Source organism: Enterobacter sp. 148H3 (genome assembly GCF_034107425.1).
Lineage (GTDB): Bacteria > Pseudomonadota > Gammaproteobacteria > Enterobacterales > Enterobacteriaceae > Enterobacter > Enterobacter vonholyi.
In genome coordinates this window covers 21,978-46,283 of the sequence record NZ_JAWNEI010000005.1, presented here as the reverse complement: position 1 = coordinate 46,283, position 24,306 = coordinate 21,978, and the positions used below count along the sequence as shown (strand labels likewise).

General features: G+C 52.5%; 20 protein-coding genes and 4 pseudogenes. 9 read left to right on the top strand and 15 right to left on the bottom strand.

Annotation, left to right across the window (positions count from 1 at the left end; translation table 11 throughout):
* Positions 1-6 precede the first annotated feature (6 nt).
* From USH94_RS08770 to USH94_RS08755, 4 genes are all read right to left on the bottom strand, one after another.
* Positions 7-387, bottom strand: a complete 381-nt coding sequence (locus USH94_RS08770) for a response regulator transcription factor (protein ID WP_111964145.1) — start codon at positions 385-387, stop codon at positions 7-9.
* Positions 388-410: 23 nt separating this feature from the next.
* The gene (locus USH94_RS08765; RefSeq protein WP_111964146.1) at positions 411-671 is read right to left on the bottom strand and encodes a XapX domain-containing protein; all 261 of its coding nucleotides are present in this window, start codon (positions 669-671) and stop codon (positions 411-413) included.
* Complete coding sequence (locus tag USH94_RS08760; protein WP_111964147.1) at positions 668-889, bottom strand: DUF1427 family protein; 222 nt, start codon at positions 887-889, stop codon at positions 668-670. The genes USH94_RS08765 and USH94_RS08760 overlap by 4 nt, the downstream gene beginning before the upstream one ends.
* 61 nt (positions 890-950) lie before the next feature.
* On the bottom strand, positions 951-1,637 hold the full coding sequence (locus USH94_RS08755) for a hydrolase (RefSeq protein ID WP_047059056.1): 687 nt from the start codon (positions 1,635-1,637) through the stop codon (positions 951-953).
* 218 nt (positions 1,638-1,855) lie between these two features.
* Here USH94_RS08755 and USH94_RS08750 point away from each other — a divergent pair, with 218 nt between their 5' ends.
* Genes USH94_RS08750 through USH94_RS08735 form a run of 4 tightly spaced genes read left to right on the top strand, consistent with a single transcriptional unit; the run spans position 1,856 to position 6,602 of the window.
* The gene (locus USH94_RS08750) at positions 1,856-3,727 is read left to right on the top strand and encodes an amidohydrolase (RefSeq protein WP_111964148.1); all 1,872 of its coding nucleotides are present in this window, start codon (positions 1,856-1,858) and stop codon (positions 3,725-3,727) included.
* The gene (locus USH94_RS08745) at positions 3,727-4,134 is read left to right on the top strand and encodes a DoxX family protein (RefSeq protein ID WP_111964149.1); all 408 of its coding nucleotides are present in this window, start codon (positions 3,727-3,729) and stop codon (positions 4,132-4,134) included. The genes USH94_RS08750 and USH94_RS08745 overlap by 1 nt, the downstream gene beginning before the upstream one ends.
* Entirely contained in the window at positions 4,131-5,750 is a 1,620-nt protein-coding gene (locus USH94_RS08740; protein WP_111964150.1) for an MFS transporter, read from the top strand. The genes USH94_RS08745 and USH94_RS08740 overlap by 4 nt, the downstream gene beginning before the upstream one ends.
* A gap of 30 nt (positions 5,751-5,780) precedes the next feature.
* Positions 5,781-6,602, top strand: a complete 822-nt coding sequence (locus tag USH94_RS08735) for an alpha/beta fold hydrolase (protein ID WP_111964151.1) — start codon at positions 5,781-5,783, stop codon at positions 6,600-6,602.
* Here the strand turns inward: USH94_RS08735 and USH94_RS08730 are convergent.
* Positions 6,565-7,986, bottom strand: a complete 1,422-nt coding sequence (locus USH94_RS08730) for an MFS transporter (protein WP_111964152.1) — start codon at positions 7,984-7,986, stop codon at positions 6,565-6,567. The genes USH94_RS08735 and USH94_RS08730 overlap by 38 nt on opposite strands.
* Positions 7,987-8,033: 47 nt before the next feature.
* On the bottom strand, positions 8,034-9,125 hold the full coding sequence (locus USH94_RS08725) for a cellulase family glycosylhydrolase (protein WP_111964153.1): 1,092 nt from the start codon (positions 9,123-9,125) through the stop codon (positions 8,034-8,036).
* Between the two features lie 185 nt (positions 9,126-9,310).
* On the opposite strand from USH94_RS08725, the gene USH94_RS08720 reads away from it, so the two are divergent.
* On the top strand, positions 9,311-10,318 hold the full coding sequence (locus USH94_RS08720) for a LacI family DNA-binding transcriptional regulator (protein WP_111964154.1): 1,008 nt from the start codon (positions 9,311-9,313) through the stop codon (positions 10,316-10,318).
* Here USH94_RS08720 and fosA read toward each other — a convergent pair.
* The gene (gene fosA, locus USH94_RS08715; RefSeq protein ID WP_111964155.1) at positions 10,304-10,726 is read right to left on the bottom strand and encodes a FosA/FosA2 family fosfomycin resistance glutathione transferase; all 423 of its coding nucleotides are present in this window, start codon (positions 10,724-10,726) and stop codon (positions 10,304-10,306) included. The genes USH94_RS08720 and fosA overlap by 15 nt on opposite strands.
* A gap of 198 nt (positions 10,727-10,924) precedes the next feature.
* Here fosA and trpS point away from each other — a divergent pair, with 198 nt between their 5' ends.
* Positions 10,925-11,926: a tryptophan--tRNA ligase gene (trpS, locus tag USH94_RS08710; protein ID WP_111964156.1), complete on the top strand. Its 1,002-nt coding sequence runs from the start codon at positions 10,925-10,927 to the stop codon at positions 11,924-11,926.
* Positions 11,927-12,068: 142 nt separating this feature from the next.
* Here the strand turns inward: trpS and USH94_RS08705 are convergent, their stop codons facing one another.
* Positions 12,069-15,584 (bottom strand): AAA domain-containing protein, encoded by a 3,516-nt coding sequence (locus USH94_RS08705; RefSeq protein WP_111964157.1) that lies wholly within the window; start codon positions 15,582-15,584, stop codon positions 12,069-12,071.
* A 263-nt stretch (positions 15,585-15,847) separates the two neighbouring features.
* Here USH94_RS08705 and USH94_RS22530 point away from each other — a divergent pair.
* Positions 15,848-16,101, top strand: a pseudogene (locus tag USH94_RS22530) (restriction endonuclease subunit R); the annotation flags it as partial.
* A 626-nt stretch (positions 16,102-16,727) separates the two neighbouring features.
* Here USH94_RS22530 and USH94_RS08700 read toward each other — a convergent pair.
* The 6 genes and pseudogenes from USH94_RS08700 to USH94_RS08675 form a co-directional block, all read right to left on the bottom strand.
* Positions 16,728-17,309 carry a fimbrial protein gene (locus tag USH94_RS08700; RefSeq protein ID WP_111964158.1) on the bottom strand — a complete coding sequence of 194 codons (582 nt, stop codon included), beginning with the start codon at positions 17,307-17,309 and terminating at the stop codon, positions 16,728-16,730.
* 9 nt (positions 17,310-17,318) lie between these two features.
* Positions 17,319-18,359: a fimbrial protein gene (locus USH94_RS08695; protein ID WP_181574020.1), complete on the bottom strand. Its 1,041-nt coding sequence runs from the start codon at positions 18,357-18,359 to the stop codon at positions 17,319-17,321.
* Positions 18,360-18,367: 8 nt separating this feature from the next.
* On the bottom strand, positions 18,368-21,043 hold the full coding sequence (locus USH94_RS08690; protein ID WP_111964160.1) for a fimbria/pilus outer membrane usher protein: 2,676 nt from the start codon (positions 21,041-21,043) through the stop codon (positions 18,368-18,370).
* 53 nt (positions 21,044-21,096) lie between these two features.
* Positions 21,097-21,798, bottom strand: coding sequence for a molecular chaperone (locus USH94_RS08685; RefSeq protein WP_111965520.1), 702 nt, complete (start codon positions 21,796-21,798; stop codon positions 21,097-21,099).
* 91 nt (positions 21,799-21,889) lie between these two features.
* The gene (locus USH94_RS08680; RefSeq protein WP_240168130.1) at positions 21,890-22,423 is read right to left on the bottom strand and encodes a fimbrial protein; all 534 of its coding nucleotides are present in this window, start codon (positions 22,421-22,423) and stop codon (positions 21,890-21,892) included.
* A gap of 542 nt (positions 22,424-22,965) precedes the next feature.
* A pseudogene (locus USH94_RS08675) lies at positions 22,966-23,145 on the bottom strand (IS3 family transposase); the annotation flags it as partial.
* A 144-nt stretch (positions 23,146-23,289) separates the two neighbouring features.
* Between USH94_RS08675 and USH94_RS08670 the strand changes: the two are divergent.
* Both USH94_RS08670 and USH94_RS08665 read left to right on the top strand, forming a co-directional pair.
* Positions 23,290-23,481: pseudogene (locus tag USH94_RS08670) on the top strand (glycoprotein 3); the annotation flags it as partial.
* Positions 23,478-23,723, top strand: a complete 246-nt coding sequence (locus tag USH94_RS08665) for an ogr/Delta-like zinc finger family protein (protein WP_111965503.1) — start codon at positions 23,478-23,480, stop codon at positions 23,721-23,723. The pseudogene USH94_RS08670 and the gene USH94_RS08665, both read left to right, overlap by 4 nt.
* 146 nt (positions 23,724-23,869) lie before the next feature.
* Here USH94_RS08665 and USH94_RS08660 read toward each other — a convergent pair.
* Positions 23,870-24,016: pseudogene (locus tag USH94_RS08660) on the bottom strand (integrase); the annotation flags it as partial.
* Positions 24,017-24,306: the final 290 nt, after the last annotated feature.

The window sequence follows — 24,306 nt, the reverse complement described above, 5'->3', positions numbered from 1 at the left end:
CGATCCTTATTGTCGGCGGGCCAGCTCCCGCTGAATATGATCCAGCAGAATATCGATGTTAATGGGCTTACGCAAAAATGCAGCGGCGCCCAGACCGAGAGCGTACCGCTGCATATTTTCATCAGCATGACCGGAGATAAAGAGCACGGGCGGAGGCGGTACGGCCAGCAGGCGCAGCTTTTCAAACAGCTCCAGGCCGCTCATGCCCCGCAGCTTGATGTCGGTGATCACCAACGCCGCGCCGGACAGGGCAAGCGGATGGCTCAGAAATACCTCTGCCGAATCAAACGTATCGGTCGAATACCCTTCCGACTCCAGGAGATTACTCAGCCCGCTGCGGACGGAACGTTCGTCATCAATGATGGCAATGCGCCACGGCAGCGTCATGCTGTCTTTCCTCTAAAAAATCATTATACGTCGCGATCGTCCTTCGCGGGCGCAGGGGGCGCCGAGCCGCTGATTTTCGGTACGCATTCGTGACGAAACCAGGCGAGGGTGAGCGGTTCGCGACTCAGTAAACGTCGTCCCACCGGGATGAGCTGTTCGCCCACCAGCATGCCGAACAGGCCAAGCAGGGCGACAACCGGCGGTGCCGGGGAATGAACGTCGAGCAGGGCGTAAATTACCCCAGCAACCACGCCGCACACCAGCGAAATTATCCATGCCTTCATGAGGACGCTCCCGTCTGCGATTTAGCCTGCGGCACGGTCACCTGAGGAGGAGGCACGCCGTCCCGGGATAACAGATGACGCGTCGCCTGTTCACCCGCCAGCATCCCCAGCAGGCCAATCAACGCCAGCGCGGGCGGCGCGGGGGAGCGCACCTTCAGCACGGCATACATCAGGCCAATCAACACGCCTGCCGCAAGGGATATCAGCCCAGTACTCATTGTGAACTCCAGAGAAAGAGGCAGCGGCGAGCCGGATGAGGGACCAGCCCGCCAGCGGAACTTAGCGAGCCGGGACCGGCGCTAAGGTGCGGTGCTCGCTCTTCTGGCGAGACGGCGCTTTGTGCACCATGGTGTAGGCGTAATCGACGCCCATGCCGTACGCGCCGGAGTGCTCGCGCACGATGTCCATCACCGCGGTATAGGTCTCTTTACGCGCCCAGTCGCGCTGCCACTCCAGCATCACCTGCTGCCAGGTCACCGGGATCACGCCCGCCTGGATCATGCGCTGCATCGCGTAGTCGTGGGCTTCTTTGGAGGTGCCGCCGGACGCGTCCGCCACCATATAAATTTCGTAGTCGCCTTCGAGCATCGCGCAGAGGGCGAAGCTGTTATTGCACACTTCGGTCCACAGACCGGCAACCACCACCTTCTTCTTGCCGTTGGCCTTCAGCGCGTCGCGCACCTTCTGGTCGTCCCAGGAGTTCATGGAGGTACGCTCCAGAATGTCCTGACCCGGGAACACGTCCAGCAGCTCAGGATAGGTATTGCCGGAGAAGCTTTCGGTCTCAACGGTGGTGATGATGGTTGGAATGTTGAACACCTTAGCCGCTTTCGCCAGCGCCACGGTGTTGTTTTTCAGCACCTGACGGTCAATAGACTGCACGCCAAACGCCATCTGAGGCTGGTGATCGATAAAGATTACCTGACAGTTAGCAGGGGTTAACACTTCGAGCTTTGAAGAGGTCATAGCATTTTCCAGTGGTTAAGGGTAGAAATCGCCGCGAGCGCCGCGACGATAAAGTCACTCTCATCCTGCGGTTTTCCCTCTCCGCGCGTAATTATCTCTTCGTATAGTTAACCTTAGGTATAGTTATACTTTGGTATACCTATCCTATTGTATAACTGGATCTTTGCCGAAACCGGTTCCCATAATCCTGACCATTCCCCTCTCAGTCAGGAGCAGTTATGGTTACCCTCGGTAAAGCCGATCTCATTCTGGTTAACGGCCAGTTTCACACCGTCGATCGCGAGAATCCTGTCGCGGAAGCGGTTGCCGTGCGCGACGGAAAATTTCTGGAAGTAGGTACCGTCGCCGAGGTGATGCAACACCACTGCGACGGTACCAAAGTGGTGGATTTGAAAGGCCACACCGCCATCCCCGGCCTGAACGACTCGCACCTGCACCTGATCCGTGGCGGGCTGAACTACAACCTTGAGCTGCGCTGGGAAGGCGTGCCCTCGCTGGCCGACGCCCTGCGGATGCTAAAAGAGCAGGCCCTGCGCACGCCGTCACCCCAGTGGGTGCGCGTGGTGGGCGGCTGGACCGAGTTCCAGTTTGCCGAGCGCCGCATGCCGACGCTGGACGAGATCAACGACGCCGCGCCGGATACCCCGGTCTTCATCCTGCACCTGTACGACCGCGCCCTGCTCAACCGCGCCGCGCTGAAGGTGGTCGGCTACACCAAAGACACGCCAAACCCGCCGGGCGGCGAGATCCAGCGCGACGCCAACGGCAACCCGACCGGGATGCTGATTGCCCGTCCGAACGCTATGATCCTCTACGCCACGCTGGCCAAAGGGCCGAAGCTGCCGCTGGAGCAGCAGGTCAACTCCACCCGCCAGTTCATGCGCGAGCTGAACCGTCTGGGGCTGACCAGCGCCATCGACGCGGGCGGCGGCTTCCAGAACTACCCGGAAGATTACGAGGTGATTGCCGAGCTGCACGAGAAAAAGCAGATGACCATCCGCATCGCCTACAACCTGTTTACCCAGCGTCCGGGCCACGAGCTGGAAGACTTTGAAAAATGGACCGACATGCTCACGCCGGGCCAGGGCAGCGACTTCTTCCGCCACAACGGCGCGGGCGAGATGCTGGTCTTCTCCGCCGCCGATTTTGAAGACTTCCTCGAGCCGCGCCCGGACCTCGCGCCGGGCATGGAGGACGAGCTGGAGCGCGTGGTGCGCCATCTGGTGGAGCACCGCTGGCCGTTCCGCCTGCACGCTACCTATAACGAATCCATCAGCCGCATGCTGGACGTATTCGAGAAGGTGAACCGCGACATTCCGTTCAACGGCCTGCACTGGTTCTTCGACCACGCGGAAACCGTTACCCAGGCCAACATCGACCGCATCAAAGCGCTGGGCGGCGGCATTGCCGTGCAGCACCGCATGGCCTTCCAGGGGGAGTACTTTGCCGAGCGTTACGGCATTGAAGCCACCCACCACACGCCGCCGGTAGCGAAAATGCTTGAGACCGGCGTGCCGGTGGGCTTAGGAACGGACGCCACCCGCGTGGCGAGCTACAACCCGTGGACCGCGCTCTACTGGCTGGTCTCCGGTCGCACCGTTGGCGGGATGCAGATGTACGATCACAGCGCCCGTCTGGATCGCGATACCGCCCTGATGCTCTGGACCCAGGGCAGCGCGTGGTTCTCCAGCGAGCAGAACCAGAAGGGGCAGATCAAGGTCGGCCAGCTCGCCGATCTGGCCGTTCTCAGCAAAGACTACTTCCGCGTGCCGGAAGAGGAGATCAAGGGCATCGAGTCCGTCCTGACGGTGGTGAACGGCGGCATCGTCTACGCCGCAGGCAGCTTTGGCCCGCTCGCGCCGCCTGCTATTCCGGTTCTGCCCGAGTGGTCCCCGGTGGTGAAGGTGCCGGGCCACTACCGCAGCGCGCCGCCGCAGGCCGCACGCGTGGGCATGAGCGCCGTCCACCACTGCAGCGGCCCGTGCGGGGTTCACAGCCACCAGCATGATTTCGCCCGCACCTCAGAGATGCCGGTGTCAGACGATAACGCTTTCTGGGGGGCGCTGGGCTGCAGCTGCTTTGCATTCTGATGAAAAACACCACTATGCCGCCCCGAATCGACCTGGGGCTGTTCTTCCTGCGCCTGACCGGCAGCCTGCTGCTGCTGTACGTGCACGGCCTGCCGAAGGTGCTGCACTTCAGCGAAGAGCTGACGCGCATTGAAGATCCGTTCGGCTTCGGGCCTTACGCCAGCCTGATCCCGGCGATTGTCGCCGAGGTGATCTGCCCGCTGTTGATCATTGCGGGCGTCTACACCCGCCTGGCGTGCCTGCCGATTATCGCCGTGCTGCTGGTGGCGATGCTGGCGGTCCACCCGAACTGGTCAATTGCTGAAGGGCAGTTTGGCTGGCTGCTGCTGATTATCTTCACCACCCTTGCCCTCACCGGGCCGGGCCAGTGGCGACTGCAGCGTAAGGCAGCGGAGAGGTTCGCATGACCCAGGTTAACGACGTTCGCGACGCACACGTCGAGACGACGCCCGCATCGACGGTTTCTCCCTGGCAGCCGCTGAGCCAGCCGGTGTTCCGCATGCTGTGGATCGCCACGGTGGTCTCTAACGTCGGCTCATGGATGAGCGACGTCGGCATCAACTGGAGCATGCTGACCCTGAGCGCCGACCCGCTGGATATCGCGCTGGTGCAGGCGGCCAGCAGCCTGCCGATGTTCCTCTTCGCCCTGCCGTCCGGGGTGATGGCGGACATCGTTGACCGGCGTAAATACCTGCTCTTCTCCCAGCTGTGGGTGTTCATCGCCGCCGCCGGGCTGACGGTGCTTTCCTTCACCGGACACGTCACTCCCGCCGTTCTGCTGGTGGCGACGTTTCTGCTGAGCGTGGGGGCGGCGATGAGCTCGCCGCCGTTCCAGGCCGTGGTGCCCGATCTGGTGAGCAAGCCGGAGCTGGGCGCCGCCGTGGCGCTGAACTCGCTCGGGGTGAACATCAGCCGGGCGATTGGCCCCGCGCTGGGCGGTTTCCTGCTGTCGCTCGCCGGGCCGTGGATGGTGTTCGCCCTGAACGCGCTGTCCGTGATTGGCGTGGCGTGGGTGCTGTGGCGCTGGCGTCCGGCCCCGTCCATTCAGCGTCTGCCGCCGGAGCACTTCTTCTCTGCGGTGCGCACCGGCATCCGCTACGTGCACGCCGCACCGGTGCTGCGCAACGTGCTGGTGCGTACCGTGGCCTTCTTCGTTTTCGGAAGCGCGGGCTGGGCACTGCTGCCGCTGGTGGCGCGCCGCGAGCTGGGCTTAGGCCCGGCGGGTTACGGCGTGATGCTGGCGTGCATTGGCCTGGGCGCCATTGCCGGGGCCATTCTGCTGCCGCGCCTGCGCCAGCGGCTGAACGCCGACCGGCTGATGGTGGCCGCGAGCCTGGTCTTTGCCCTCACCATGCTGGCGCTGGCGTTTGTGCGCCACGTCTGGCTGCTCAACCTGTTTGAGTTCTTCACCGGCTTCGCGTGGATTGCGGTGCTCTCGACGCTGAACCTCGGCGCGCAGCGCAGCGCCGCCCGCTGGGTGAAGGCCCGGGCGCTGGCGGTTTACCTGACGGTGTTCTTCGGCTCAATGACCACGGGCAGCGCCATCTGGGGGCAGATTGCCTCCCGGTTCGGCACCCCGACCGCGCTGGTTGTCGCCACGCTTGGTATGGTGCTGGCAAGCGCCACCGTGTTCCGCTGGAAGCTGGAGAAAGACCCGGAATTAAACCTCGACCTGAGCGGACAGCCGCTGGACGGCGTGGAGATCGACCTGCCGAACGAGCGCGGCCCGGTGCTGGTCTCGCACGAGTACATCATCGACCCGCACAACGCGAAAACCTTCCTGGAGGCGGTCCACGAGCTGCGCAGGGTGCGACGCCGCGCAGGAGCGATGAGCTGGGCGGTATATGAGGATATTGAGCGCCCCGGCCTGTTTATTGAAACCTTCCTGATGGGCTCGTGGATTGAGCATCTGCGCCAGCAGGAGCGCCACACCATGAATGACCTCCTGCTGCAAAGCCGCGTTCTGGCTTTTCACCAGGGCACAACATCACCGGCAATTCGTTATCTGGTCGCGCCGGTATAACCATAACCATCACCTGCACAGGAACACACTATGGCAACGTTTAAGGCAAAAGACGGCACGCAGATTTACTACAAAGAAGGCGGCGCGGGCAAACCGATTCTCTTCAGCCACGGCTGGCCGCTGGACGGCGACATGTGGGACAGCCAGTTGAACTACCTGGCCGAGCGCGGTTTCCGCGCCATCGCCTTTGACCGTCGCGGGTTTGGCCGCTCGGATCAGCCGTGGAACGGCTACGACTACGACACCTTTGCGTCCGACATCAACGATCTGATCACCACCCTGGACCTGCGCGAAGTGACGCTGGTGGGCTTCTCCATGGGCGGCGGCGACGTGACGCGCTACATCAACAACTACGGCAGCGCGCGCGTCGCCGGTCTGGCGCTGCTGGGCGCGGTCACGCCAATCTTCGGCAAATCGGATACCTTCCCGCAGGGTGTGGATCAGAGCGTGTTCGACGGCATTCGCGACGGGCTGCGTAAAGATCGCGCCCAGTTCATCAGCGACTTCGCCACCCCGTTCTACGGCACCAACGCCGGGCAGACCGTCTCTGCCGGAGCCCTGACCCAGACGCTGAACATCGCCCTGCTGGCATCCCTGAAGGGCACCATCGACTGCGTGACCGCGTTCGGCGAAACCGACTTCCGCCCGGATATGGCGAAAATCGACGTGCCGACGCTGGTGATCCACGGCAGCAACGACCAGATCGTGCCGTTTGAAAGCACCGGCAAGCTGGCGGCAGAGATGATCAAAAACACCACGCTGAAGGTGTACGACAACGCGCCGCACGGCTTCGCGCTGACCCACCAGGACCAGCTCAACGAAGATCTGCTGGCGTTTGTGAAGTCGCTGTAATTTTCTGTAGGCCGGGTAAGGCGCAGCCGCCACCCGGCGCTTTCGCAGACGCGTTCCGCTCCGCCAGCAGCCGACAAATCTCCGCGTGCTTCTCCTCGGTAAAGGTAAAGCGCGACATAAAGCCCATGCGGATCAGCGAGCCTATCGCCGGCAGCAGGCAGATCCCGAAGAACAGCCCCGACAGCACGCTCTCGCTCTGAATTTGCGCCTGCGGCACGTAGCCGATCATCGTCAGAAACACGCCGATCAACCCGCCGCCCACCGCCACCGACATCTTGCCGGTGAAGGTCTGCCCGGAGAAGGTGATCGCCGCGCAGCGCTTGTGAGTGTGGTACTCCGCGTACTCAATGGTGTCGGCAATCATCGATGAGGTGAGGATGTTGGTCATCATCACGAACAGCGTGCTCAGGCCGAGCAGAATAAACAGCATCGTCACCTGCTGATAGCCGACAAACCACATCACCACGCGCACCGCCACGTCCAGCCCGCAGAGGATCATAAACAGCTTCCGCTTCTGCATCCGGCGCGTCAGCATTGGGGCGACCAGGCACAGCACCGCCGCGACTATCCCCATCACGCCAATCGCCATTTGCAGGCTGCCGTCGCCCAGGTTGTTGATAAAGAAGTAGATATAGAGCCCGCCCGCCACGTTGTGGAACACGCAGAAAAAGAACGACAGCAGGACGATAAACAGCGGCTTGTTCTGGCGCAGGTTGTGGAAGGTGTCGCGGATGGTCACCTTCTCCGGGCTCGGCGGCACGCGCTCTTTGATCTGCATAAAGCCGTTGAGCATCAGCGGCAGGCCCACCAGCATCATCACCAGCGCCGCCATAAAGTAGCCTTTGTCATTGCTGTACTGGGCGAAGTAGGCCGCCAGCTTCGGGAAGAAGATGTTGGCGCAGGCAATCCCGGCGTTCACCCCGAGCATCGCCGCCGTCACCGCGCGGGTGCGCTGCCCGGAGTCGTTGGTCATCACCGACGACATCGACCAGAACGGGATATCGGAGATGGCGTACAGCGTCCCCCACAGAATATAGGTCACCCCGGCGTAGAGGATTTTGGTGGTCATGTCCGCTTCGATTTTATAGAACGACAGCAGCGTGACGCCGGTGATCAGCAGCGGGGCGATCAGCAAAAAGTGGCGAAATTTGCCGAACCGGCTGTTAATGGTGTCCATGATGCTGGCAAACAGCGGATCGTGTACCGCGTCCCACGCGCGGGCAATCAGGAAGATGGTGCTCGCCGCCAGCGCCGAAATCCCCAGCACGTCGGTGTAAAAATAGTTAATAAACGAACCCACTAAACCAAAGCTAAAACACTGACCTAAACCATAACCAAAATAAGACCACAGCTCGCGAGACGGTATTTTCATTGTCGTTGCCATTGTTATATGCCTGCCTGGTTGCCCGGCGGTGGACCGCCGGGTCGATATTATTTGTCCTGCGCCTGAGGGGCGATCTTGCGCAGCTGCTGCATCAGGGCGATTTCACGGCGTGAGAACGGAATACCGTTTTCCTCAAACACGTCGTGGAACCAGAGGCGGCAGTAGTCCGTGGACTCTTTCATCACCACCGGCCACGGTAGCCAGGTCTGGGTTTTGCCGCGCACCAGCCCCCACTGGTACGGCGCGACCTTCGCCGCGTACATCAGCGGGAGCTGCTCTTCGATGGTGCTGCCCACGTGGCGCGCCAGCCATTCGGTGCAGAACAGCGGGCGACCGAGCGCCTGCAGCTGCTGGATAATTGCCGTCATGCGTCCCGTGTGGGTGTAGGCGTGGAAGCTCACCACGTCCGAGAGCGCCAGCGCGGTCTGGTCCAGCGGATGCCGGAAGAACGTCTCGCCCTCCTCTTCCGGCGGCAGACGCCAGGCGCAGACGGTGAGCGGCTGGGTCGGGTCTTCTTCTCGCACCCACTGGAACGCAAGCTTCATCAGCGCGTGGGCGCAGGTCTCCAGCTTCGCGTCGTACTGCACCTCCTGCGTGCCGGTCGCGAAAATGCCGCGGTTGCCCGGCTCGTTGTAGAGATCCCACAGCAGCACGCGCCTATCCTCGCGGAACTGGCGGACAACGTCGCGGATATAGCGTTCAATGTCTGCCCAACAGTCCGGATCGCACACCTTGTCGCGCCCCGGGCTCGCCGCCGCCTGGCTGTTGTGCTTGCCCGGCACCGGCGGCTTTTGCGGGCCGAGGTACGGCTCGTCGCCGGAGAAGCCGCAGTCGTCCATCAGGGTCAGCATGGTGCTGAACCCGTGACCGTCGGCAATCGTCAAAAACCGGTCGATGCGCGCCATCAGCCCGTCGCGGTCGTGCTCCCAGACGATAAACGGCAGGTTGATGCGCAGGGTGTTGTAGCCCGCCTCCGCCGCCCAGCCCAGCTCGCGGCCAATCGTCCCGACATCGAAGGTCTCTGCCTGCCAGATATCGGTCCAGTTCACCGCCGTCGACGGCAGATAGTTAAACCCGCACAGCCAGCCCTTCTGCTGATACCACGCCTGTGCCTGCTCCCTGCTCCACTGCTCTTTCATTACGCGTCCTCTTACTGATAATATTTAGCTAATAAATATTAGTTGCAGGATAAATGCGCAAATCACGGCGTTTAGAAAAGCGATGCCTCTCACAAAGTTCACGCTTCGATGAATGAGAAACGTGATCGACGGCGCTAAAGCGTGCGGTTAGGGTATGATGCGAAGTCGCGAAAGGGAGAGGACGGATGAAGCGAAAAACGAAAGTGACGATGAACGATATTGCGCGGGCGGCGGGCGTGTCGCAGGCGACGGTATCGCTGGTGCTTAACCAGTCCCGTAACATCAAGCTCAGCGACGACACCCGCCAGCGGGTGATTAGCGTCGCTACCGAGCTCGGCTACGACCGCCTCCCCGCCGTTCACGCCCCGCGCAACCAGGAAGAGATCGCCCTGCTGGTCAGCTCGCTGCAGAGCTTCGACCCGTTTATCGACGCCATCAGCCAGGCGCGGGAAGCGGCGTGGCGTAACGAGACCCTGCTCACCGTCTACGACTACGGCGACGACATCGAGCTGGCGCTGAACATCATCCGCCAGCTGGAGAAGCGCAACTGCATCGGGATTATCCTCGCCTCCCCGATCACCACGCTGGTGGACATGACGGCATTCCAGGACTGCACCCGCATCCCGCTGGTGCTGCTCAACCAGCGCGATCCCGGCTCGCCGCTGCTGCCGTCGTTTATCCCGGACGACTACGCCAACGCCTTCCAGGTCACTAAACACCTCATCGCCTGCGGGGCCTCGCGCATCGCCCACATCACCGGCGAGAGCTGGATGGAGGCCTCACGCCAGCGTCTGGCAGGCTACCAGGCGGCATTGCAGCAGGCCGGACTCGCGTACGACGACGGCCTGGTGCGCCAGACCAACTGGCAGTTCAGCGAGTCCTTTACCGCGACAGCTTCCCTACTGGAACTGGCCGAGCGCCCGGACGCCATCTTCTGCGCCAGCGACTGGCTGGCGATTGGCTGCTATCAGGCGCTGGCGGTGAACGGCGTGCGCATCCCGCAGGACATGCTGCTGGCGGGCTACGACGACCAGAAGATTTCCGAGCAGCTCACCCCGCCGCTGACCAGTATCCAGCTGCCCTACAGCGAGCTGGGACGGCTGGCGGTGGAGTACCTGTGCAATCAGGAAGATGCCGCCACGCACGTGACGCTGGCGGGCAGGCTGAAGGTGCGCGCCTCAAGCCTCGTCTGAGGTAAACACCATGCCCACATAGGGCTTCTCGCGGCACGCCGCCAGCCGCGCGGCGAGGCTGCCCACGTGCAGCTCCAGCTTGTGCCCGTCCGGGTCGAGAAAATAGAACGACGCCCCCTCGCTTTTGTTCTGCTTCCAGACGGTGACGCCCGCCTGCTCCAGCTTGTTCGAGAACGGTTCAAAATCAGCCTCCGCCACGGTAAACGCGTAGTGGGTATAGTCGCTCTCCTGCGGCGGCACGTAATAGCGCATCTCGTCGTACGACAGACAGACCCACAGATCGCCGGTGAGATAAGCACCGGTATTCCAGCGGGCGTGCAGCGTCAGGCCCAGCAGCTCGTGCCAGAAGGTGACGCTTTTTTGCAGGTCGCTGACCGCGAGGGTCAGATGGTTGAGTGATTGCAGCATGACGTGCCCTTTTGTTTTTCGCGCCGGACGTGGTACGGTAAAGAGATGAACATAAACCACGCCGTCCTCACCGTAAACCGCTGGTGGCTGCCTTCTTAAAGGCGGCACGGAGTAGTTTTCCCATTTTCAGATAGCCGCCGAAAGGCGGCTTTCACATTTCTAAGACCCCTTTCGGCATTACAACGCTAAGGAGTCTTTATGAACACGCAAACCATCCTCACCGGCGACCGCCCAACCGGCCCGCTGCACCTCGGCCACTTCGTCGGATCGCTGCGCCAGCGCGTGGCGCTTCAGCAGACGCACAGCCAGTTTGTGCTGATTGCCGACCTGCAGGGGCTGACCGACAACGGCAGCAACCCGCAGAAGATACGCGACAACATCCCCGAAGTGCTGGCCGACTACCTCGCCGCGGGCATCGACCCGAACCTGACCACGATCTGCCTGCAATCTGCCCTGCCCGCCCTCGCCGAGCTGACGATGCTGTATATGAATATCGTCACCGTCGCCCGCGTGGAGCGTAACCCGACGGTGAAAAACGAGATTGCGCAGAAGGGCTTCGCCCGCTCGCTGCCGGTCGGGTTTATGGCCTACCCCATCAGCCAGGCGGCGGACATCACCGCGTTTAAGGCCGAGTGCGTGCCCGTCGGCGACGACCAGTTGCCGATGATTGAGCAGACCAACGAGATTGTGCACAAGATGAACAGCCTGCTGCCCGCCCCGGTGCTGCGCCACTGCAGGGCGATGCTGAGCGACACAAGCCGCCTGCCCGGCATCGACGGCAGCGCCAAGATGTCGAAATCGCTGGGCAACACGCTGCACCTTTCGGCCAGCGAAGAGACCATTCACCGCGCGGTGAGCGCCATGTACACCGACCCGAACCACCTGAAGGTGAGCGACCCGGGGCAGATTGAGGGGAACGTGGTGTTTACGTATCTCGACGCGTTTCATCCGGACAAGGAGAAAGTGGCGGCGATGAAGGCGCACTATCAGGCGGGCGGGCTGGGCGACCGGGCGTGCAAGAACGAGCTGGAGGCGTGTTTGCAGGAGCTGATTGCGCCGATGCGGGAGCGGAGGGCGATGTATATGCAGGATAAGGGCGAGCTGATGGCGATGCTGAAGCGCGGGACGGAGCGGGCGCAGGGAGTGACGCAGGAGACGTTGAAGGAGGTGAAGGTTGGGCTGGGGGTGCCGGTGTTTTGATTAGGTGAATTAATTGAGGTTGGGCGGTGGAGTGTGTAGGAATGGCACCGACAAAATGTTTGTAAGGGTTAATAGACATGATTTTATTAAACCTCCTGAGCACCCTGTGATTTATAAGGGTGCTCAGGCACTGTATATCTTTTTATAACTGACGCTGCTCAAGGCTGGAATAAATCGTATTGATCTCTGCTGTTAAGCTATCGCCGCGATAGACCATCGACGTATCGTATCGCTGATATCTTTCCTCTCGCGAGGCGCTAAACCAGTTAAAGGAACCGACGCAAAGCAGCCCCTCATCACCAATCACAATCTTACTGTGAACACGGTTAACCAGCTTCGTTGTGATGCCCATTTCATTCAACCTTTCCAGGGCTTCATTTAGACGCTGATATTTCTCTTTTCGCTTTTCGAAATTGGCATGGTCTGTATTCAACGTTTTATCCGTTACTACAGTGATATCAATGCCGCGGGCGCGCGCCTGAGACATCGACGCCAGAAAACCGGTCTGTTCCAGCTTTTGCCAGGTGAGCCACGGGGAAACGATAGTAATGCTCTGATTAATCTCGTCAAAAGTCTGATTCAAAAACGCATCATGTTGATCCACCCCGTGCAGGGTTGAAATCTGTGTTTGTGAGGTATTTAAATCCTGGCGCTCCTGAAACTCGAACTGCAATGCATTATCGGTGGAAGCAAACAGGTATTTCGCCAGCAGTCCCCGAGGTGACGATCCGGGTTGGATCTCAAACAGGTCCATATCGCCAAAGACCAGGAAACTATCTTTAGCACGCGAAACGGCAACGTTCAGCATGCTGCTGTCGCTGTCGATAAATCCGCCATCTTCATGTTTCGAATACACCGGAGAGAACAGCACAATTGCTCGTTCGGCTCCCTGCAATGAGTGGACCGTACCTACTGTCAGTGAGCTTTCGTCACCATTGCAATTGATATCCAGCTTACGCAATGACGACTTAATCGCGCTGACCTGCGCCGAAAATGGGGTCACAACGCCGACTAATTCATGCAGAGGTTTATTGTAGTGCCGCTCAATCTCTTCTTTATGCGCGGCAAGCCAGGCTGCTATCGTCTTCGCTTCAAAGTCGTTATAGCGACTTCCACCACTTGCCTGCATACCTTTACCATCTATATGCAGATAACCCATTGCAGGAAATATTGTCTCTTTAGCTTCCCCTCGTTTGGGCTGCAACTTACCGTGATAGCAGAGCGTGTTACAGTAGCCAATGATGTTATCGAAGCAACGACGGTGTTCATAAAGGTACATCCCTCTCGCCAAATCCGGATCGTACTGGTAGCGCGAGTTGAACTGCGCAACCTTCATAACGCTGCCAGAGGCAGCACTTTTTCCAGATTCACACACCAGGGTATACGCTTCAGTAAGTTCTTCCTGCGTACCTCCCGGAAGAATGTTTTCCTCAACCATGTTGCCGATATCAATACCAGGCAGGCTATTCCAGATAGGCGCAATCTGTTCTGTGTCTCCAATCACCAGGGCTTTCTTCGCCAGTGCGAAGGATGCAGCGGCAACCTCAGGAAGTACCTGCCCCGCTTCATCGACAATCAGCAAATCGGCGAAGTTATATAAATAACCATCATCAAACTTTTTACCGCCAATGTGTTCCCTGACGAGCATATGGTGAGGAAGCATAAAGCAGGTCATCACGACGCAAGGGGTGAGCTTCATTCTACGCAGCCAGCGGGCTTTAATGGTCTTCGCCCCTTTGAGACCTTTCTCTTTTTGAAGGTTATCGATAGCAGCCATATCCATCAGCCAACGACCTTCCCAGTAATGCGTCGCCACCAGAAACGCGGGGAAACGGAGCTGTGTATCGGCAAGTTCATCGGCTTCGCGCAGACTCAACTCTGCTTCGTCCTGATTTCCCAGTGAGCGAGTAATCTCGCGCCAGCGCAGTGCCGCTTCGCTTTCACGTCGGGAAATGTCCTCAGCAATAGCGATCTGCTGCTGATACCCGGTATGTTCATTATGCGATTGTGCAATCAGGCCATCGATAAAAGCATCAATTCCATCAGGCAGAGTTCCCTGGAATGCAGTCATTCTTTCGCCAAACGTAGCCTCCAAAAACAGCTTCATTTGATAGTGACGCTTAGTACGAACGGCGGGAAGCCAGTAGAAGAGAGCAAACATGATCGACTCACCGGCTCGATATTGTTCCCACTTTTTTTTGCCCTGCGTTAATAGCGAGATTTCATTTGTGCTATTAAGCAGTGATGTTCTCTTATCCTCAATATACTGTTCGAGATCGTCGCTGACGGCGTTCCGCTCTTCGCGTATGGCGTTCAGGGCGTCCCACGCAGGTTCGATTTGCTCAAGCTCTGCAGAGAGTTCAACTAATCGCTGATGCAAGAGCTCCACAACCTGTTCAGGTGAATGACATGACACAGTCGGAAAAGCTGCGCTTGCCTTTTCAAGGAAAAAGAATCGGGCATCTTCTACGTATTCAAGTGATTCAACACGGTTAAAAAAGTCTTCCGTCTGGTATTTTTTTGCTGCCTCGGCTTTTCGGCTTGAAGACGGGAAGTAGGCACCAAAGCTTTTTACATCAGGTAACCAACGGCCGGCCATAGGCCCGCTGCCGGTAGCAAAATCTTTACCGAAGGCCTCGATTATGTTGGTAACGGCCTGATTGTTTGTCGATGTCGCAATCACCATTGGCGGTTCAGTTTTGTTAAGCGCCGCCCTCGCCCACTCCGTGGCAATGATAGAGAGTACCAGCGTAGTTTTTCCGGTTCCCGGAGGACCGTTGACGGCAAGAATATCGCCCGGCTGCTGAGTTAGATAATGGCTAAGCGCATCGCGCTGTGCGACCGCCAGCGGAAACTTATCGCCGGAATGTCCCAGACGCTCACTGAACATGGCATGACTGGCAAGAAGCGGCTCAACAGGTGATTTATCCTTTGAAGCAAAGCGTGCCAGCAATGGCACCTCTTTTTTGCACGACAGTAGATGATCGTACATAGGCAGGATATGAATGCTTGCCCCTCCAGACTGGTTGGCTTTAATAATGTAGCCATGTCCAGCCGGCTCATATTGCTCTGGAGAATCAAGCCATTTCCCGGCCACACTTTTTAAAAGTTCATTTGTGTCTTTCAGGTACTTTTGCCACAACTGCTTATAGCGAGCATATCGTTCCGTCCGCTGTTCGTCTGTTTCCTCACGCTGCTGGTCATCGACATCAGGACCAAAAGTGAATGAATCATGCGTGGTTTTGTATTTGTCATATTCCGCCATCTCACCAACAGAAAAGGTACCTTTGGGGAGTGGTTCAAGCAGGTCGCGGGGAATGGTGGCAGGAGATGCGGGGAACAAAAAGCCTTCACGGTTCAACAGAGCAGAAGTCACCAAAGGTGTAACGATACCAGGTGCCCCTGCCGTACGTTCCTTGCCATGCTTTAACAGGCGGATCCATACCTGCGGCCGTAACATTACCTCGACGGTTTTAACCTGCTCGTCTTCGCCCTCGAAGAACGACTGCACGATCTCTTCATCCAACCTGCCCCGATCGACATTCACCCACTGAGTAAATGAAGCTTCATCTTTACGCTCAAATGCCCCTTTTCCAGACTCGGCATCAGCTAAAGTATTACGCCAGTATGAAGTGAATCCCTGAGTGTTACTGTCCATTCCCCATCCCGTGACTTAAATGAAATTATTGATTTCGCTGCTATAAGTTCTCCGCATAATTAAGTATTGTCCACGTTGCGAGCGCGATCGCAATAAATTGTTCGTAACAAACATGTATTAAATTCCCGTGGTGGACGAATGCTAATAATTGGAATTGTCCTCCTGAATTTGCCCGTGGTTCCCCAAAACACCTTTTCAGTTCATTACCTGATACATTAATCCAGTAAAACCGGAGCTAATCCAATCTCGTTGAATGCTCTGCCATGGTTGGCGAAAACAAAACTCATCTGACGGAAAAAAACATTATCCCCAAATATATCCTGCCCGCCGTCAAAACCGCAGGCTGGGATGTCGCGTCACATACCCGTCAGAAAGTAAAACTTCGGAATGGTAAAATTTTAGCCTTGGCAAACTGGCCTCACCTATCAATGTGGAATCTGCCGATATCTTGCAGTACCGCATACCTAACTTGCCGCTGGCGGTTATCGAAACCAGGACCAATAAGCACGCCATCAGCACGCGATTCCCCCCTTTCGGTACGGCAATGGCCAACCTAACCGTACTAACCACAGAATCGGCTAGCTATGTTCACCTTAGGTTATATAAAGCTATTACCAGGCAGGAAGATCATCAGAAAGCCTAAAAATAGGTAGAACCGAATTTCTTAGACCTGACGTCGATTGAGGAATGCTACTGGCCGGCTGGATAAAACGACGAAGAGATTGAAGACCGAATCTATAGCCTGAAAGAATTTGATAGCATACTGGTATTTGATCAATGCAACATGTATCACCCAGGGCAAGTAAACCTATGCGATGTATTTCTAAAAAGCATGCTCGTTCAATAAACATTCTCGCGAAATAACACTTGAATAATTATGAACCTCGTTTCAAACCCAAGATCACACAATTATACAAATATCATCCTTTATTTTGCCAGGAATAAGCACCGCATATATAAATTTTAAATAGAACCCTATGGTTATTCTATTTAAAATTTATGACGATTACTCTTTAAAGATAAAGTTGCAAACCACCTAATTCAGTTTTAATGCAAACCAACATGTAATTGATGTAAAGAACATGGAATTAGATGGTTAAAAAGAATAAAATTTCGCGCCACATACCTCACCGATTTACGTTGTTAAGGGTAAGTAACTGTGAACTGAGCGGTTGCATTTGCAACACCAGGAGTTATCTGAGGGCGCGATACGAGAGCCTGATATTGCGCATTAAAACTTAATAGATTATCCCCGCCAATGAGAGCTATGGCCGCTGAGGGATTATTAAGTTTCAATTCAGTCGTAGTATCACCCTGGTTAATTCTAACCGCCACGCCAGTTGCCGCACCGGTAACACTATCTAATTCTAGTAGTGATGGGTCGGATGCTGCTGTGCCGCTAAAGGTCACGACTGCTTTTTTTGGTCCATTCTCAGGGCAGGTGACCGTAATCGAAAATGGTATCGCACGAGATACATCGCCCGCCTCAGCAAGATCAATTGTACTCACATCGCCAAGGGTTACTGTTTGGTCTGCAATGCCTTTAATATCACATGTGGCAGCAAAAACTTCACCATGAAATTTAATTGGCACCGACTCGAGTGCAGTTAAAGCATAGACTAATTGCGGAATAAATAAAATTATCGCAATAACACTATTTTTATAAACAATGCTCGGCTTACAGATATGTAAGTAATTAGAGAAGATCTTAAAGAATTGATTCATTTTAGCGATTCACTCCAGATTCATCATAACGGTGGCTGTCGCCGTAAATTTACCCGGAACTGGCATATTTCCTGACACATTAACCGGATAACTTTTAAACAAAGCATTCCCTGTTTGTGTACTTGCATCAAATTGCGTGAGCAAGTCTCCACTATTGGGACTGACAATCGCCCCATTACGATCTTCAATTCGCACACCAATATCACTATTAGTGGTTAAAAGTGAACTGGAATCCCCAGGCGCGGCCTGACCATTAAAGCTAAACTTAACCTTAATACCTTCTGCTATATTAGTACAACTATAGTTTACCGATGCAGTTTTTTCTTCATACCCGTCGGGTTTCGCTCCCTTAGTTTTTAGCGAGGTATCTACCAGCCGGCCTAAATCTATATCTATAATCTGCCCATCATTAATTTTACATGACTGTGGGACGCTTATAGTCCCACTGATATATACTTGAGATATAGGAGTAGAAGAATAACTCCCCGTCGCTTTTGTTGAATACATAGATGCTACTAAAGTTGATGGGATATCAATTGAACCAACAAAGCCTTTTTTAATATATAAGGAAACATTTCCTTTTGAGCCGGAGTTAGCAGTGTTAATCGGGGTATTACAGGCTTTATCCGGTGAATTATTACTGATATTTTCGAATGGAACCGTATAATAACCATTCCCTCCGACAAAAATAGTCGTCGCAATAGCCATATTATCATTTAAATTATAATATGCCTTACTATTAAAAACTCCATACTGCGTAAGAGTTGAGCGCCCCGAAAACATTCTTGCTCTGTTTGTACCATCACAATCACATGTAATACTATACGTTGTTCCTAAATCCCACGAATCTACAGGATCTATAATCTTGCCTGGACTATCGAGAGAAGGATCGGTAATTGTAGATGTAAAATCGATATCGAAATGATATGGAGTGCCGCCTGTAGGAGTACACCAACCCGTAACTGCACTCGCATGATGTGAATATCCGAAAAATATTACAAGAAAAATAAATAACGGATAAAGATTGTATTTTATTTTTAAAAATGCCATAACGTTTCTCATTTACAGATAACATTGATTTGTTGCAAGCCGATATAATTGCTTTTATTTTTACCGGTACTAGCCGGTAATACAAAATCAGCGTGACATTTCATTTCGTTATTTAAACCCCACTTTGCGGTTATGCTTCCACGCTCTGGAAGACCGCTCAGGTATACTTCGCCATTCTCATTCACAATACCGACATCCGGGTTTTCACTACCATCGACAGAAACCATTGCACCAAATGGCACTGCAAATTTATCCTGTTGAAATGTTATTAACACTCGATGTCCAACATTAGTCTTGAAAGCAGCAGCAACTACGGCACCTGCTGTTGGTACAACAGTTGTAACGTTATTTTTAATATCAACATCATCTTTCAATGTTGATGGTTCAAGGGCTATACGAGAACGTCTATAGGAATTTAAATAAGGTACAATAGTATAGCCACGCCAGTCAGTACTCAGCCCAGTGCCATTATTTACTTTAGCATTGTCCGCCCCTGGAGCTTCAACAAGTGCCAGCGCTGAAATATCGCCAACCAAAGGCTGACCAAAAGTGATACCATGTTGATGGAGCACTACAGATCCTTGTGCACCATAATTTACCTGCCTGGAGTTATCACTATAGTTGTAACCTACATTTAATTCCCCATAGCTTCCCTTATAATCCATCCCCACCTGACCATTATAATTTTGATTGTTATTTCCCGTACCCTGAGACATATAATAAGAAAGATTATTATCTTTAAGTGCAGTACCACTAATTCCAGCCTGACTATACATGCCACCATGAAGATCGCTATTCATACTAGTGGTAGCATAAGCACCTGGAAGCCATTTTCCTAATGGGATACTGACATTGATCGAAACTTGTTTGTTATTATTAGCATGCGTATTTGAACTTGTATTTGCACTTTTATTTGTATATTGCGTATACATATACATTAATGACCACGCAATGCCATTTACAAAAGAGTTGTTATAGCTTACCGAAAGATTACGCTCATAACCCTCTTCATTCCAATAATCTTGCTGGTACCCTGATATTGCTAAGGACCCCCAATCAAGTCCCACAAGATTTTGGGAGAACGTTAATTGGAGCTTACTACGCTTGTTACCATGCCAGTTATTATTATATGTATCATCAGGCTGGTCGTAGTCCAGCGACTCCTGCAGAGTGTAAAACCCTTTAGTGGAATAACGATAACCAGCTAAGTTAATTGTCGAGTCAGTAGCGGCAATACTTTTTGAATACTGAAAGCGATATGACTGACCTTTTTTATTTATATCTCCTTCATTTGTCGTTAACGATGTATTGGCCTGAGTTGCATCCACTGAGAAGGCACCCCAATCACCTAAACCGACACCTAAACCTAATGCGGCTGATCGATAATTTGGCGAATGTTGAACCCCTCCATAGACCGTCATGTCATGAGGTAATCCATAAATTAATGTTGACTGTTCTATTAAAGAGTTATCATCGTGAGAACTAACAGGACGATACTTCCCTACCATTGCAGCATACTTGAGATTCCCTTCACGTTGCATTACAGCAACATTAGAAAAGGGTTGTATAAATGTATGCTCTGAACCGTCAGATTCTTTAACTATTATTTGTAACTCACCACTTGATGATGTCGGATACAAATCTTTAATCGAAAATGCTCCAGGAGAAACATAAGTTTGATAAATCACGTTTCCGTCTTGCTTTACCGTTACCTGAGCATTACTATTAGCAATGCCACGTATAGTTGGAGCAAATCCCCGTAGGCTGTCGGGCATCATATTGTCATCAGAGCCAATCTGCACACCACGAAAGGGGAGACTATCGAAAACATCAGAAGGTGTATAGCTTTCACCCGCGATGAATTGCCCCTTTATTGAAGGGATATCATGTTGTATGTAGGTATCAATTGAATCCCAATTAAGGTGATTATTTTCATTCGATGCCTCGTTATTATTTCCAGTATTATCGCTGTTTTTATTAAGCATAGCAGTGCTGTAGTTACGCAGACGCCAACCACCGATGTTAAAACCGCTATGCAAATTAAGAAAATAATTGTCATTAACCCCCTGACTATGCCACTCTCTTGATCCACTCAAACCGTAACTCAGCAACAACGCAGTAACGCCTTCATCCCAATATTGGGGATCAATTGTTCCCTGAGCAGTTGTTCTCATCAACGCCTGTGGAACAGAAATTTTTAATATCTGATGTTGAAAATCGAATATTATTTTTGCTGAGGGAATATAGCTACTCAGATCTGTAATTACTTTATCCTCAGCCACATCTTTTAGCTCAGCAGCGGAGTCTATGGCAACACCCCATCGTCTATATTGCCCTAACGTGAGCTTTGGCATCAGTTTACCTGTCGTTCCCTCAACAAACTCTACATCACGGGTTTCTTGAAGCTCGCTATTAATATAAATATCAACGCGATAAGTACCTGGAGCTTGGCCGCCCTTAGTTGAAAAGCGAGATAAATCGATCGGAGTTGTATTGGGATTATCAATTTCCAGAGCATTAGGATTGAAAAAAATCTCTTCCGCTAAACTTTGTTTCGCGAATAGAAATAAAGTTAGTGTGACACCAACGTGTATTAAGCTTACTTTTGGATGAAATAGCAAAGGACGTTGGCAAACAAAACCAGAGAGACGATTTAATTTTCTTTTAAAGATTAAAGAAATCATACTTTATTTGCTCTAGAAAATTATAAATATTACCAATATAATCTTCTAAAAACTTATCTCAGCTGGGACCAAATGACTTTACTATTTCCACCATAATCATTAATAAACTGCCAGGCGACCTTATCGCTTGAACTTTTGCCACCAGCATAGTTGTAAGTCGCACTAGCCTTTGGGGGAACCATTACATTAGTTGTGTCTAATAAAACCCCACCTACTTTTAAAGTATAAAAGCTTATGTAATAGGGTGTAGGGTTGATAACCTCAACCTTGCCCTGGCTTCGCTTAAATGATACTTTATTAAAATCATCTTCGGTTGGTGATTGTATTCCATCTGGACGATAAAATAGCTTAATCCGTGTTTTTACGGATATTTGCAATACATTCTTATCGTTATTACGTGCTACTGAAGGGATAGACTTTATGTTCATCCAATATACTGACTCGCGATCTTGAGGGAAATCTCCCCCAGTCCTGATTATACGAATCAAATTCTCTGTCCCTTCGTCAAGACGGAAAAGAGGTGGTGTTGCAACAAAAGGAGGTTTATTTGCTGATTTAACTTTACCATCAGCGCCATTGTCGTCAGCCCATGCCTGAATAAGGTAAGGGGATTTATCAGCGTTTTTTACCGATAGCGAAACTTCTCTTGCACTACCATTGTAGACAATGCGCGTTCCCCCAACGATTACCCCAGCTTGAACGCTAGCAGTAAAGAGGCCTAACGAAAATAATAGAGTAGTAATTCTCATATTCATAAAAGTGAGCCTCCTAAAAAACACTTTATTATCAAAAAACATTTAAAAACTATATGGGTATTTATTAGTAATAAATACCCATATCCTCATATCAGTTATAAATAACCGTAAACTGACTTGTCGCATTAGCAGTACCAGAGCCAACAGTCGCGCTGGTAGCCTGATAACGTGCAATAAAGTTCATGGTCGCTGTTTTATCCGTTGCAACTGTAACGGCTGAAAGTGAATTCGATTCGTGTAATTTAATCAGATTGTTCTGTGCATCTGTAATTTGGATTGCGACACCAGTAGCAGTTTGTCCTGTATCAAGTTTAAGCAAATCTAGATTCGCGGGATCGCTGACTCCATCAAATTTCACATTGACAGTACCAGTTGGACACGCAGTCAGCTTAATACTAAACTTAGTTGGTGCAGCAGTATCATCTTTTGCTTTAAAAGCTGCTTTCGCTACATCACCTAATGTTACTGTTTGATCTGCGCTTCCAGAATCAACTGTACATGCTGTATCAAGTATATTACCTTTAAACTTCACTGTTCCATCAGCCGCTAGAGCTGTATGTGTGATACCAGAAAAAGCTACCAGTAAAGTCAAAAGTTTCATGCCGCCATTAAATCTTGTTTTCATACAAAAATCCTTACTCGTGAAGACCAAAAAGTTAATCAATATAAGAACATTGATTAATCAATTCCTTTAACCGAGCATAATTATAATTTCGGTGAATGAAAAACAATACAAAACATATGTCCTTTTTTGTACAACATTCATATAGTGAAAAAATATAGAAAAATGTATAATTATTGAATTGTTAATTTTTTGAAAATATAAAATTACAATAGTTAGTTCATTTTTTGATAGCGACGCTGACAATATCCTGACGCTCTTCAATTAAGCGCACACGCTGGATAAGAAAGGTAAGACCGAGGGTGTCCCCCCTGTTAATAAAGCGATAAAAAAGTAACAAGAACATTAGACCTGTTAACTGAATTGTAACTTAAACGCTTGAGAAATTGGTAACGCTGTTGCGGCGAAGGGAATGGAACAAACAGTTTAATTATCTAAAAATAATTCACTTTCTAAGCTATAAGTTAATTTACCCCATAAACTGGGCTGTTCCCACGCGGTAGACGAATACTGTCCTCACGGCGAGGCGCGTTCAAAGTCCTCCGAACGATGACCTCGCCGTCCGGTTTTCGACTCCAGACGGCCATCATCATCTCGCCGAGAACCAGTTAGCATCAGAGAGTGTGCTTCATCGACCAGCCGACAACGTTACGGTCGAAGAAAACGATAACCACTGCCAGTAGTAACCAGTCCTGTCAGGTGCAGATATAAGTGATGTCGATGACCTGACATCACTCAAACCGCAGTTTTTCCCGACTACCTTAAACCTGCAATGGAACAACTTGAGACAGTCAGAGAAGCGCCTCTCTCTAACTAATGCCCGACGCATAGATGAATCCGCGGCGGCTATTAGCCAGATGAAAGCGTGGATTGATCAGGCCGTAAAGGGCTGCGATATCCGTCTGACCGATGAATCGGTGCTGTTCAGAACAAGGCTGTCGGCCTCCACGCTGCCGCATAGCAAGCATGACGTTGCGGCCACGCCCGTTCAGCGGAAAGTCTGGCAGGAAAAAATGCGGGAATGTGAAGCTGACCTGAAAGCACGGGGGCTATTGTCATGATGCGATGCCCTTTCTGCCGCACGGCGGCCCACGTTCGCACCAGCCGCTATATGTCTGAGAGCGTCAAAGAAAGTTACCTGCAGTGTCAGAATATGCACTGCTCGGCGACATTTAAAACGCATGAGTCGATTTTTGAAGTGATACGTTCTCCGGTCATCTATGAGAAACCCGCGCCGTTGCCGACAGCCCCCGTGGCACCCCGTCGGGTAAAAGGCTGCTACAGCTCGCCGTTCCGCCACTAATCAGGAGAGACAACCCGTGACCACCCTGACCTTACAGCAGGCCTATGACGCCTGTCAGACGAACAAAGCGGCACCTTAAGCAGGCAGGCTTGGCGGGAAGAGCATTGCGCGCCATTAAAGAAGACATATTTTTTGCGAGGCGATCTTTTTTTTTGAGAGGAGCGTCTGAACTTCATGCGCCTGTATTTAGAACTCTTGCCCGAAACTTCGAGATAAAAACAGCTACCATCGGCCAATTTGTAGGTTTTCTCTTTTGGCTTAGCGGCCTCGATCTGTCTGACGTTAAGCTTCATTTGGGGCACATTTCTAATCGAAGTTAAGATGCCCCCAATGACATCCGGATTTCAATGGACTATCTTGGACGACTCAGGGCGTAAAAACGACAAATGCATTGATTTTTAAAGGATAATTGAAATTTCTAGAATGATCCTAGAAGTACTGATGGTGCGAAGGCCGGACTCGCACATAACATTCAACCTCATGATTTAAAATAGCTATTAAAAAACACTTTCATCTTATACCAACACAGATACCAACAAGTAAATTCATTGTTTTTCGGCATCGAACCCGGACAAACATGGCT